7 protein-coding genes are annotated in these 13,752 nt (G+C 53.5%); 2 read left to right on the top strand and 5 right to left on the bottom strand.

Annotated elements, in window-relative coordinates:
- The first annotated feature begins 385 nt into the window (after positions 1-385).
- On the top strand, positions 386-4,717 hold the full coding sequence (locus LI015_RS00705; RefSeq protein ID WP_227123731.1) for an acyl-CoA dehydratase activase-related protein: 4,332 nt from the start codon (positions 386-388) through the stop codon (positions 4,715-4,717).
- A gap of 158 nt (positions 4,718-4,875) precedes the next feature.
- On the opposite strand, the gene ade is transcribed toward LI015_RS00705, so the two are convergent.
- The 3 genes from ade to LI015_RS00690 are packed head-to-tail and all read right to left on the bottom strand — an operon-like array spanning position 4,876 to position 9,284.
- On the bottom strand, positions 4,876-6,654 hold the full coding sequence (ade, locus tag LI015_RS00700; protein WP_002567949.1) for an adenine deaminase: 1,779 nt from the start codon (positions 6,652-6,654) through the stop codon (positions 4,876-4,878).
- Between the two features lie 45 nt (positions 6,655-6,699).
- Positions 6,700-8,031 carry an NCS2 family permease gene (locus LI015_RS00695; protein ID WP_117626052.1) on the bottom strand — a complete coding sequence of 444 codons (1,332 nt, stop codon included), beginning with the start codon at positions 8,029-8,031 and terminating at the stop codon, positions 6,700-6,702.
- A gap of 14 nt (positions 8,032-8,045) precedes the next feature.
- The gene (locus LI015_RS00690) at positions 8,046-9,284 is read right to left on the bottom strand and encodes a Zn-dependent hydrolase (RefSeq protein WP_118017521.1); all 1,239 of its coding nucleotides are present in this window, start codon (positions 9,282-9,284) and stop codon (positions 8,046-8,048) included.
- A gap of 250 nt (positions 9,285-9,534) precedes the next feature.
- On the opposite strand from LI015_RS00690, the gene LI015_RS00685 reads away from it, so the two are divergent.
- A complete protein-coding gene (locus LI015_RS00685) occupies positions 9,535-10,878 on the top strand; it encodes a glycoside hydrolase family 3 protein (RefSeq protein ID WP_227123729.1) in 1,344 nt (447 codons plus the stop codon).
- Positions 10,879-11,018: 140 nt separating this feature from the next.
- Here the strand turns inward: LI015_RS00685 and LI015_RS00680 are convergent, their stop codons facing one another.
- Both LI015_RS00680 and LI015_RS00675 read right to left on the bottom strand, forming a co-directional pair.
- Positions 11,019-11,660: an RpiB/LacA/LacB family sugar-phosphate isomerase gene (locus tag LI015_RS00680; protein ID WP_002567953.1), complete on the bottom strand. Its 642-nt coding sequence runs from the start codon at positions 11,658-11,660 to the stop codon at positions 11,019-11,021.
- A 93-nt stretch (positions 11,661-11,753) separates the two neighbouring features.
- Positions 11,754-13,655 carry a sigma 54-interacting transcriptional regulator gene (locus tag LI015_RS00675; protein ID WP_002567954.1) on the bottom strand — a complete coding sequence of 634 codons (1,902 nt, stop codon included), beginning with the start codon at positions 13,653-13,655 and terminating at the stop codon, positions 11,754-11,756.
- Between the last annotated feature and the right edge of the window lie 97 nt (positions 13,656-13,752).

Here is a 13,752-nt window from a genome sequence, read left to right as displayed (position 1 = left end):
ATAGTGACTGCCCCCGCTTTTGTCAAATGAAATAGCCTTCCATTTTATATTATACCGAATATTTTTCAGGGAGAATACATAAATTTTACCTGAACAGTAAAAAGGGAACCTTAGAAACATGCACAATTTTCGCCATTTCTTCACGATTTTTTAACGCCTGTCCCCAATTGTATTTATACTTATTTTATGTTAAACTCTACTATGAATGTCCAGCGTCTTATCGCCGGAATTTGTTGCATAAGTCACAGTATTCCCCATAAAACTGTATTATGATACATGTAAAACAGCTTTACGGTCCCCCAGTACTGCCGGACATGGTTTTCCCCCATGGAGCGGCGGAACAGCCGTCAAGTTACAAAGGAGGTCAGGGTAAAACCCCGCATATATGAAATTACATACAAATACCCTTACGCTTGGAATCGACATTGGTTCCACAACCGTCAAAGTTGCACTGTTAAATCAGGCTTCCCATATAGTATTCTCCGATTATGAACGCCATTATGCCAATATACAGGAAACTCTGGCGGGACTTTTAAAAAAGGCCCGTGAGATAACCGGACCCATTCAGGTAATCCCTGTTATAACCGGTTCCGGAGGGCTCACCCTCTCCTCCCATCTGGAGGTTCCCTTTGTCCAGGAGGTAGTGGCCGTGGCCTCTGCGCTTCAGGACTTCGCGCCTCAGACCGATGTGGCCATCGAGCTGGGCGGTGAGGACGCAAAAATTATTTATTTCACCGGAGGCATCGACCAGAGAATGAACGGAATCTGTGCGGGAGGCACCGGTTCTTTTATTGACCAGATGGCGGCCCTGCTCCAGACGGACGCTTCCGGCCTCAATGATTATGCAGAACATTATAAGGCCATATACCCCATTGCGGCCCGCTGCGGTGTGTTTGCAAAATCCGACATACAGCCCCTGATTAATGAGGGCGCCACCAGGGAAGACCTGGCTGCCTCTATTTTCCAGGCCGTGGTCAATCAGACCATCAGCGGTCTGGCCTGCGGCAAGCCTATCCGGGGAAATGTGGCGTTCTTAGGCGGTCCCCTCCACTTCCTGCCTCAGCTTCGGGAAAGCTTCATCCGCACCCTGCGCCTGACGCCGGAGCAGGTTATTGCGCCGGATCACTCCCACCTGTTCGCTGCTGTGGGGGCAGCCATGAATCCCCAGGATAACCAGGAGGCTATTCCCCTGGAGACCCTGATTCAGAGACTGTCCTCAGGCATTAAGATGGATTTTGAGGTCAAGCGCATGGAGCCCCTCTTTAAGGACCAGGAAGACTATGACCGGTTCTGTGCCCGCCATGCCAGCAACCATGTAAAGAGCGGGGACCTGTCCTCCTATGAGGGGTGCTGCTACCTGGGCATTGACGCCGGTTCCACCACCACCAAGGCTGCCCTGGTAGGCGAGGACGGCACACTGCTGTACCGTTTCTATGACAATAACAACGGAAGCCCTCTGGCCACTGCCATCCGGGCTATCCGGGAGATAAAGGAACAGCTGCCTGAAACCGCCCGTATTGCCTACTCCTGTTCCACCGGTTACGGCGAAGCCTTGTTAAAGGCAGCCCTGATGCTGGATGAGGGAGAGGTGGAGACCATATCCCACTACTATGCGGCTGCTTTCTTTGAGCCGGATGTGGACTGTATTCTGGACATCGGCGGACAGGATATGAAGTGCATCAAGATTAAGGACGGCACAGTGGACAGCGTACAGCTCAACGAGGCATGCTCCTCCGGCTGCGGTTCTTTTATCGAGACCTTTGCCAGGAGCCTGAACTACAGTGTGGAGGATTTTGCCAGGGAAGCCCTGTTTGCCAAAAATCCCACGGACCTGGGCACCCGCTGCACGGTATTCATGAATTCCAATGTAAAGCAGGCCCAGAAGGAAGGAGCCACCGTGGCCGACATTTCCGCGGGTCTGGCTTATTCCGTTATTAAGAACGCATTATTTAAAGTAATTAAGATAACAAATGCTTCCGACCTCGGAGAACACGTGGTAGTCCAGGGAGGCACTTTCTACAACGATGCCGTGCTCAGAAGCTTTGAAAAAATATCAGGATGCCCGGCAGTACGCCCGGACATCGCAGGCATCATGGGCGCCTTTGGCGCTGCCCTCATTGCCAGGGAACGCTATCACATGGCCAGTGAACCGGAGACCTCCATGCTCTCCCTTGAAAAGATCATCGGCCTTAAGTACAGCACCTCCATGACCCGCTGCAAGGGCTGCAACAACCACTGTGTGCTGACCATCAACCAGTTTGGAAGCGGACGCCGCTTTATCTCAGGCAACCGCTGCGAGAGGGGTCTTGGCCTTGAAAAGGCCAAGAAAGAGATTCCCAACCTGTTTGATTACAAGTACCACCGGATGTTTGACTACGAATCCCTGCCCATGGACCAGGCGGACCGCGGTACGGTAGGCATTCCCAGGGTGCTCAACATGTATGAAAACTTCCCCTTCTGGGCTGTGTTCTTTAAGAAGCTGCGCTACCATGTGGTGCTGTCTCCCCAGTCCACCAGGCAGCTCTATGAGCTGGGAATCGAATCCATCCCCAGCGAATCCGAGTGTTATCCTGCCAAGCTGGTACACGGACATGTGACCTGGCTCATCAAGCAGGGCGTAAAGTTCATCTTCTACCCCTGCATCCCCTATGAGCGCAATGAAAGCCCGGACGCAGGCAACCACTACAACTGCCCCATGGTCACCTCCTATGCGGAAAACATTAAAAATAACGTGGAGGCGCTGGCCGAGGAAAACGTGCATTTTATGAATCCCTTTATGGCGTTTACCAACGAGGAGATTCTCACCGATACCCTTGTAAAGGAATTTTCCAGGACATTCCAGATTCCGGCTGCCGAAGTCAGGATGGCTGCCCATGCCGCCTGGCAGGAGCTGACTGCCTCCCGCGATGATTTGATGAAAAAAGGCGAGGAGACTCTGGCCTGGCTGAAGGAACACGGAAAGAGGGGCATAGTCCTGGCCGGCAGGCCCTATCATGTGGACCCTGAGATTCACCACGGTATACCGGAGCTGATTACCTCTTATGGATTTGCCGTCCTCACCGAGGATTCCATATCCCATCTGGGCAGGGTGGAACGGCCTCTGGTGGTGACGGACCAGTGGATGTACCACTCCCGCCTTTACGCTGCTGCCAGCTTTGTAAAGACCCAGGATAATCTGGATCTGATTCAGCTCAATTCCTTTGGCTGCGGGCTGGATGCAGTGACCACGGACCAGGTTGCCGATATCCTGACCCATTCCGGCAAGATTTATACGGTGTTAAAGATTGACGAGGTCAATAACCTGGGAGCTGCCAGAATACGTATCCGCTCCCTCATCGCAGCCTTAAAGGTAAGGGACCAGAGACATTTTGAGCGCAGGGTGGTGTCCAGCGCCTATCACCGGGTGGTGTTCACCAAGGAGATGAAGAAGGATTACACCCTTCTCTGCCCCCAGATGTCGCCCATTCATTTTGACCTTCTGGAGCCGGCTATCCGCTCCTTTGGATATAAGATTGAGGTATTGCAGAACCACAACAGAAACGCAGTGGACGTGGGACTCCAATATGTAAATAACGACGCCTGCTACCCGTCCCTCATTGTCATCGGACAAATCATGGACGCCCTGCTGTCGGGCAAATATGACCTGGACCACACGGCTGTCCTCATGAGCCAGACCGGCGGCGGCTGCCGCGCATCCAACTACATCGGCTTCATCCGCAGGGCCCTGGAAAAGGCGGGAATGCCCCAGATACCGGTCATCTCCGTCAACGCCAACGGCATGGAGACAAATCCCGGCTTCACCTTCACCGTGCCTCTGCTGACAAAGGCCATGCAGGCCATTGTGTACGGGGATATCTTCATGCGGGTGCTCTATGCCACCCGGCCCTATGAGGCAGAACCAGGCAGTGCCAATGCCCTTCACATGAAATGGAAGGCCCGCTGCATTGCCTCCCTGTCCAAGAAAAACGCGGCCATGATAGAATTCGGACGCAATATAAAGGGGATTATCCGGGATTTTGACGCTCTCCCAAGGCTGGATGTAAAGAAGCCAAAGGTGGGCATTGTAGGGGAAATCCTGGTGAAATTCTCACCTCTGGCCAACAACCACATTGTGGAGCTGCTGGAATCCGAGGGTGCCGAGGCAGTGATGCCGGATTTGATGGATTTCCTGCTGTATTCCTTCTACAACAGCAACTTTAAGGCCGAGCACCTGGGCTCCAAAAAATCCACCGCCAGACTGTGCAACGCAGGCATTGCCTTGTTGGAGTATTTCCGCAGGACAGCCAGGAAGGAACTGACGGCCAGTATGCATTTTACGCCCCCGTCAGCCATCAACGAGCTGGCCCAGATGGCCAAAGGCTTCGTATCCCTGGGCAACCAGACCGGCGAGGGATGGTTCCTGACCGGCGAAATGCTGGAGCTGATTCACAGCGGCGTAAACAACATCATCTGTACCCAGCCCTTCGGATGCCTGCCCAACCACATCGTCGGCAAAGGTGTCATCAAGGAACTGCGCCGGAATTACCCCCTGTCCAATATCATTGCCGTGGACTACGACCCTGGCGCCAGCGAAGTGAACCAGTTAAACAGAATCAAGCTCATGCTGGCCACAGCCCAGAAGAACCTGAAAACAGAGAGTTCCCGGGAGGACCGCGGAAACGGAAGGCGTCCCGTGGCTGCCTACAGCCCCTGCCTGGGAACCATGTCGCATACATAAAACGGTGTACGGAAACTACAAGCTGTATCCCGCCATATACGGAATAATGTATATAATCAAACTATAACAAAACCCCTCCGTCCAATAAGGTTATCAACTGATTGATACTTATTGGCGGAGGGGTTTTGTTTATTGCTTTTTAATATATATCCTGCGTCTTACTCCGGAAACAGAGGCACAATCCGTTTTGCGGTCACCTGCACCAGCCCCATATCCGACATCTTGGCATCAGGTATAACCGGAAGGGCAAGGGTTACAATGCGGAGCAAAGGATTTTCCATATTGGTAAGGCCCAGGGCCCTGTTGGCATCCTTCATCACAGCGCTGTCCTCTGCCAGCTCCTCTGCGGGCTTAAGGGACATAAGGCCTGCCAGTGGCAAAGCCAATGTGTGAAGAATCTTTCCCTCCTTCACGGCGCACATACCGCCGCCTGTGCGCGCCAGCTCCTCTGCCGCCATAAGGGCTTCCTCCGGGTTGTCGTACACAATGGTAAGATTGTGGCTGTCATGGGATACCGTGGATGCCAGGGCGCCTGTCTTTGTGCCAAAGCCCCTGACCAGACCCAGGGCTATGTTGTCATTGCCCTCATAGCGGTTGACCACTGCCACAAATTTCAGGTCCTGGTCCCCGCTTATATCTATTCTGCCGTCCTTTACCCAAACCTCCTCGCACACGATATCCGTGGTGGAGAGATTCATGTCATAGTATTTCATCAGATTGACCTTTACTTTTCCCTGGGATACAGGCGGATGGATGGTAAAGTCCTCCGCGGCCAGCTTCCTTACGTGGACTGAGTTGGCTGACTCCAGAGGATAGGATTTGTCCTCAATTTCTGCCAGCAGCCTGCCCTCCTGTGCCACCAGCTTACCTGCGTAGAACACATGGCTGGGCGTCAGCTCCCTCAAATCATCTACCAGAAGCATATCGGCCGCATATCCCGGCGCCACAGCGCCCAGGTTCTGCAATCCCGCCTCTCTGGCGGAATTCAGGGTGGCGCTCTTGATGGCTGCCACCGGCTCCATGCCGTATCTTATGGCTGCCCTGACCACATCATTGATGTGGCCGTTGTGAAGGATATCATCGGCCTCTCTGTCATCGGTGCAGAGACAGAAGTTGTCAAAGAAACGGAAATCCTTAACTCCGCTCCATATGGCCTCCACATTCTTGGTGATGGAGCTGTCCCTGGCATCCACCCGCATGCCGCTTCTCATCTTCTCCAGGGCTTCCTCCGCCGTCCTGGATTCGTGGCAGGTGTTAGGACCGCCGCACAGATAGGCGGACAGCATCCTTCCCTCCACAAAGGGGGCGTGGCCCTGGAGGTACAAGCCGTGCTCCTCGGCTGTTCTGATAATATCCATCATGCGGTCGCCGCCATGAATCACATCCAGATAATCCATGACTTCCGCCAGCCCCACCACCCGCTCCAGCTTAGCCAGCTCCTCTATCTGGGCCGGCCCAAACTCGGCGCCTGCATGCTCCAGTCCGGGCACAGCCGGCACGCAGCTGGGTATGTCAATCAGCTGGCGCATGGGAAGGCCCTCCGAAGCCTCATGCATATACCGAACTCCCTCAATGCCCCATACATTTCCAATCTCATGGGGATCTGTGATGACCGTGGTGGTTCCCTTGGGAATCACCGCCTTTGCAAAATTCCTGGGTGTCATCATGGAACTCTCAATATGCTCATGGGCGTCTATCAGACCCGGAATCAGGTATTTTCCCTGTCCGTCCACCACTTCTTTCGCAAACTGTTCCTCCCGGCCCGGCTCCTTATACTCCACATGGCTAATGAAGCCGTCATATACATAAACGCTGGCCGGGTAAATTTCCCCGGTAATCACATTGACCAGCTGTACATTCTTTATGGCCAAATCACTTTTTATCTCTCCCAGAGCTGCCCTGAGAAGTGCTCTTTTATCTCTTGGCTGTATCTTCATCTCTATCTTTCCCTTCTTTCAACTATCATTTTGTCTGCAATTCTACTATTTAAACACAAAATACATGACCAGCGGAACAGCCAGCACGTACATGACCGGATGCAGCTCCTTAAACTTACCCGTGGCAGTCTTGATGATGATATATGCCAGAATGCCTGCCGCGATTCCCGCCGCAATGCTTCCGCAGAAAATAACAAACATAATCATGACAAACGGGCCGAAGGCTTCCGTGAAATCGCTGAAATCAATGTTCCTGATGCCTGATACCATCAAAAATCCCACAAAGATAAGGGCAGGGCCAGTGGCTGCGTCCGGTATCATCAGAATCAGGGGCGAAAAGAACACCATGACAGCAAAGAGAACGGCTACCACAATACTGGTCAGGCCGGTTCTGCCGCCCGCCTCCACGCCTGATGTGGATTCCACAAAGGTGGTGATGGTGGTATTGCCGGTACAGGCTCCCACACAGGTGCCGATGGCATCTACCAGGAAAGGTTTCTGGATTCCCGGCATGTTTCCGTCCTCATCCAGCATGCCTGCCTTGCCGGCCACTCCCAGCACAGTTCCCAGCGTGGAGAAAAAGTCCCCGCAAAAGGCAATGAATACGTATATGATGGCCTGGAAGGACAACAGTCCTTTGAAATCAAAGCAGAATACAATATTTCCCCAGGATGAAACATCCGGTATCTTGGCAAAGGTATCCGGCAGGGTGGTCACACCCAGAGGAATTCCCATCACAGTGACAGCAACAATTCCGATGAGGATGGCCCCGTTTACCCTGTATGCCGTCAGAACGGCAATGATAACCAGACCCAGCAGGGCGATAAATACAGCCGGTTCCTTGAAATTCCCCATTCCGATTCCATTTGTAAAGGTTCCGATGCCCGAATTCTTAAAGCCCAGGTAGGCAATGTAGAAACCGATTGCCGACCCAATGGCCACCTTTATGTTTTTGGGTATGGCCTTGACAATCAAATCCCTTACCCCGAATATGGTCAGAACCACAAAAATCAGGCCGGAAATCAGGGTTATGGCCATGATGGCGCCAAAGGACAGGGTGTTGGACTGGAGCAGGGAGCCGAACATGAAATTCGTTCCCATACCCGTTGCCAGCGCAAAGGGCAGGTTGGCGTAAAAGCCCATAAGCAGGGTAATAAGCGCGCTGATGACAGCACATGTAACCGCAATTGCCTCCTTGGTGATAACCAGCCCGTTTATATCTGTAAAGGATACCGCATCCCCGAAACCAATGATGGCGCCGGGCTGCACCACCAGCACATAGGCCATGGTCATGAACGTGGTAATACCTGCCAGAACCTCTATCTTGACACTGGTTCCCCTTTCTTTTAACTTAAAAAATTCTTCTAATTTTTCCATAGCAATCTCCTTTGTCAGTCAATCTTATCTGAAACGCCTGCCGTCTCAAGCAGAAGCCCCAGCAGCACCCCGGCCCCGCGGGCGCAGTCCTCCCTGGAAGTAAACTCCTCCTTCCTGTGGGACACTCCTCCCTCTGACGGCACGAAAATCATGGCAGTGGGGCACACATCCTTAAAATTCATACAGTCATGGCCTGCCCCGCTCATCAGTTCCATAAAAGAATACCCCTCTGACCGGCAGATATTCTTTATGGCTTCCCGGAGAGGTTCATGACAGCGGCATGGTGGAAGCGCCTGGTCAGGCCTTAGGCTCACCTCCACGCCGTGGAGTGAGGACAGCTCTGCCCCGTACCGCTCCATCTCCTCCGCGATTTCCCTCAGGTCCTCCTGGCGGATGGAACGCAGATCCAGTGAAAACACCACACGCTCACAGATTACATTCCGCGCTCCTGGGTATGCTGTAATGGAGCCCACAGTGGCCACACATGACTCCCGTGCCCCTGCCAGCTCCGTTACCCTGTCAATCCACCGGCACATGGCTGGAACCGGATCCTTTCTGGCCTTCATGGGCGTGGCGCCTGCGTGTCCGCTTTCTCCCCGTATCTCCACCGTATACCGCACCAGCCCGGCTATGCCGCTTACAACGCCAATGGACGCCCCATGGTCCTCCAGCACCTTTCCCTGCTCGATGTGAAGCTCCAGATACGTCCCCACGTCCTCCATCTTACAGGAAGCCAGCTGGCCGGGCCTGCACCCGTAATCAGCCATGGCCTGTTCCAGGGAGATTCCATCCTTATCCACGGACGTAAGTCCCTCAGGGTCCAGTATGCCGCAGATAGATTTACTGCCCACCATCCCATATCCAAAGCGGCTTCCCTCCTCGTCCTTAAAGGCTGCCAGGCGTATGGTCCGCTCTGTGACGGTTCCCTGCTCCCGGATCCTGCGCACTGCCTCCAGGGCCGAGAGGATTCCAAGAGTCCCGTCAAACTGCCCGCCGCCCGGCACGGTGTCGTAATGGGATCCGCACATGACGCATGGCTTTTCAGGCCGGCTGCCGCAAAGCTCCCCGATCAGATTGCCGGCCGCGTCCTCCCTTACGGCAAGTCCGGCGTCTCTCATCCTGGCTTCCAGCCAGTCCTGTGCCTGCCGGTCCTGGGGCGTAAAAGCCAGACGGGTAATGCCGCCGTCCGGGCTGCGCCCAATCCTTCCCAACTCCTGGATATCCGACCACAACCTGTCCTGGTTAATATCCATACTCACACCTCCTCTGCTGCGCAGTATGGGCCGTACCGGAATCTGTTTAAAAATTCAGTTTCTAGTATTCCACGATTTCGCCATACAATGCTATAATATCACTATTACTCATATTGTTATCTTTGTCAATACAGTTTTTCAGGATTCCCGGGCAGGCGCTCTGTCATGAACCGTATGGAGGAGCTGTCAGCGCATCAGGACGCGGAAGGCTGACACGCTGAGGCTGACACACATTTAAAGGAGGACGAACTTGACAACCAGAGGACATTCCAGAAAGAAAAGAAAACAAACAGGCATCAAATGGCTCTATATAACGGCGGCAGGACTGGTATGTGCCGTAATCCTTGCCGCCATCCTATTTAAAATCAAGGCCGGCAGCATGGATTCCCGGCGTCCGGCCGGGACAGACGCCTCACAGGAGATTGGGGCTGCCGGAGACAGGGCAGGTGACGGGACAGGTGATCCCCCAAATTCTGAGAACCGGCCGGATCCTGTAAGTCTATCGGATAAAACCAATGCAGACAACACAGATAACGCAGATATCCGGGCCGTCATCAGCCAGATGTCCCTGGAGCAGAAGGCGGCCCAGCTCTTTATCATTACCCCGGAAGCCCTTACCGGCTTTAAGACCGTAACCCAGGCAGGGGATGCCACATACAAGGCATTGCAGGAATACCCGGTGGGCGGGCTTATCTATTTTCCCCAAAACCTGCAAAACCCAGGCCAGCTTAAAACCATGACAGCCAAAACCCAGGAATTTGCGTCCGGCCTGAACCAGCCCCCACTGTTCCTCTCCATTGACGAGGAAGGCGGTAAAGTGGCCCGTATCGCAAACCACCAGGGCTTTGATCTGCCCAAGGTGGATACCATGGCTGAAATAGGAAAGACCGGGGATACTTCCAGGGCATACGAGGCAGGTTCTGTTATCGGAGGATATTTGGAAGAATTTGGAATTAATTTGGACTTTGCGCCGGATGCAGACGTACTGACCAACCCGGACAATACCGTTGTGCTGGACCGCTCCTTTGGTTCGGATCCGGTTCTGGTAACACAGATGGTAAAGGCCTACATGAAGGGGCTGGAAGAACACCATGTCTATGGGACTCCCAAACACTTTCCGGGCCACGGGGCCACAGAGGGGGACAGCCATAAGGGATTTGCTTATACCTATAAGACATGGGACGAACTGGAGCAGGCAGAGCTGGTTCCCTTTGCCGGCCTGATTCAGGACAACACGCCCTTCATTATGGCAGGCCATATCTCTCTGCCTCAGGTTACAGGAGACGACACCCCATCCTCCCTGTCCTCCCAAGTGCTCACAGATTACCTGCGGGAGACTATGGGGTATAATGGAATCATCATCACCGACGCCCTTAACATGGGAGCCATACAGGACAATTATCCCCCGGACCGGGCCGCTGTCATGGCCCTGCAGGCAGGCGCTGACCTGTTGCTCATGCCCGCTGACTTTAAGGAAGCTTATAACGGGGTACTGGATGCAGTAAAAACAGGAGAATTGACAGAGGAGCGCATCGACCAGTCTCTGACCCGCATTCTGGGCCTAAAACTGACCCTTCCCCGTCACAAACGCTGAGAATCACACCTGAACATTTCCTCCCATCTATACAAGGGGACAGGTATAAATAGAACAAGTATAATAGAACAAGCCGCCCTGCCTTCGCAAAGCGGCTTGTCCTGCCTTCTTCTACAGATCGTTCTCTTCCAAAACGTTCCTTATCCAATCAGTTCCCTGATATAAGCGGCCAGCTTCTCATCTTTACATTTTCCAAAGAACAGTTCCCCGAACTTTTCTCCTGAAAACGCGCCTTTCACCAGTTCCTGGTCCAGTCCCTTAAAGATTTCCACCAGATCCTCCCTGAAGGAAGCCTTTCTCACATCATCCAGAATCCGCTTGTTTCTCTGCTCCGGAACAGCCCTCTCCCTGGGATATCCCTGGCCGGAAGGCTCGCAGAACAGCTTCTCAAATATATATTCCAGGTTCAGATCGCCGCCCCAGCCAAATCCCTTGGCAAATGGAATGGCAATGGCGTTCCCGTCGTTAATCTGGGCAAATGTATAGGCGTCCAGCGCATCCTCCACATGGCCGCAAATCACGCCCGGGAATGAGTTGCAGGCCAGCATGGCTCCCTCGCCCGTGCCGCAGCCTGTAATCACATAATCCGCCGCCTTTGCGTTCAGCAGGGCTGCTGCCAGAATTCCCACCTGTACATAGGTAAGCTGCGCCTCATCCTCTGCTGTGTACATGCCGTAGTTGTCCACCTCAAAGCCGTACTGGTCAGCCACTTTCTTTAAGGAATTGTAGATCATGCCATTCTTGGCGCCCTGGCTGTTCTCATTAATCAGTGCTATCCTCATGTCTCCACCTCTCAACTTTATTCTTTTGGTTTTTCCTGATATTGTAAGCATATCTCCCAAAAGATTTTCTGTCAATAGATATATAACCAGGCATCATTGCTTCTTCTGTTCCCGCGCCATTTTCTCCATGCGCCACAGGGTCGTCCTGCTGACCCCCAGCTCCTTCGCTATATCCTGTTTTTTCTTCCTGGGCTTCAAATTGGCATACACAATCCCGGTTTCCGGCTGGTCCGTTTCCTTGTCCGGTGTCTGAGTGCCGGGCAGAGGGCCTTCCTTTTTCCTGAATATCTTCAGCATCTGTATTTCCCTGAGTCCGATTTCCGTGGTGTCGCTCAGCACAATCAGGCGCTCGCAGATATTGCGCAGCTCCCTGACATTGCCGGGCCAGCCGTAATGGGTCATCAAATCCACTGCCTCCTTTGACAGTCTGGGGATGGGCTTTCCCATCTCACAGGCAAAGCGGGTCAGGTAGAAATCCACCATTTCCCGGATATCGTCTCCCCTTTCCCTGAGCGGCGGTATAGTGATGTCCAACAGATTAAGACGGTAATACAGGTCGGCGCGGAACTGCCCTTCCTGGATTTTTTCCTCAATATTTATATTGGTAGCAGAAATAACGCGCACATCCACCGGCTGTACCCGGTTGCTGCCGATGCGGCGGATTTCCCGCTCCTGAAGCACCCTCAGAAGCTTTGCCTGGAGCGATATGGGAATCTCCCCGATTTCATCCAGGAAAATGGTCCCCTTATGGGCCAGTTCAAACAAGCCCGTCTTGCCGTTTTTAGACGCCCCGGAAAATGCTCCCGGCTCATATCCAAAAAGCTCGCTCTCCAGAAGGTTTTCCGGCAGGGCCGCACAGTTTAACGCCACAAAGGGCTCTGCGCTGCGCCTGCTCTCCCGGTGGATGCTGTGGGCAAAAAGTTCTTTTCCGGTTCCTGTCTCTCCCACAATCAGCACATTGGAATCCACCCGGCTGTAACGCTTTGCCATGAGAATATTCTCCCGGATGGCAGGGCTGCTTCCAATGATGTCGTCAAAGGAATACTTTGCCGTAAGACCCTGCTTCGCAAGGCTCTGCCGGATTTTAGTCTCTGCCTCAATAATCTGCTCGGTGTAGCGGGCAACAATGATGGCGCCCTTTCCCATCTTGTCCACCAGCACGGGCCTGTATTCCGTATACAGTTTCCTGTCCTTCCACTGGATAACCTCCTCCCGTTCCCGTCCGGTCTCCACCACATCCTTCCATTTAAGGGCAGGACAGACCTCCTCCACGGGACGGCCCGTGTAGTCAGCCTGGGAGGAGAGCTGAAAGGTACGGTACGCCTGGTTATTCAATGCCTGAATCAGCCCGCTGCCGCTGACGGCAATCAGGGCATCGGAACTGGTGTTGAGGATGGTGCTGGTCATCTTGGACCTGGCCCGCTCCATATTGATGGTCCTGGCCGCATCCATGGCCTGCTTCAGGGCCTGCTCTATGGCGATATCCTTTGTGTGGATGTGGACCCGGTTCAATGCCTCTTTATCGCACAGTCCGCACATGGTACCGGCTCCCACAAACACATCGGCGCCATTGGCCCTGGCACTGTGGATGGCTTCCAGGGTGGAGGCCTCGTCATGGACCGTATAATACGCAATCTCCGCCTGGCACAGCTTTTCCAGCTCGGACACAGCGCTCTCATCCATATACCGCACACAGAGGGCTATCTTCTTGGGATGGAACTCCTGTCTGGCGCAAATCAGGGCTTTCAGTATATCAAAGCTGGAGAGCTGTATCTCCACCACATGCTTTTCCGGAAACAGATACCTGAGGCGGTCATAAGTCATGCCCCTGGCCACTAATATGTCGGCGTCCCCGTACCGCGACAGGGATTCCGGTGTGCCGAATACGTGAAGCAGCTCCACCCTCACATCGTCCTGAGGCTCCAGACGGCTCACCGCCGCCTCGAACCTGCTTTTCATATTCATATATGGAATAAACATCCGCACTGTTACCATGAATTCACGCCCTCTTTCCCTCTGTGTCTGCCCCATTTGCGCCAATACGGAAATACGCCGGGAGGAATCAAAGCATTCTCATGCCCTCTTCTGCCGC

Source organism: Enterocloster sp. 210928-DFI.2.20 (genome assembly GCF_020554465.1).
In the GTDB taxonomy this organism is placed as follows: domain Bacteria; phylum Bacillota; class Clostridia; order Lachnospirales; family Lachnospiraceae; genus Enterocloster; species Enterocloster bolteae.
This window is presented reverse-complemented; position numbering and strand designations above follow the sequence as displayed.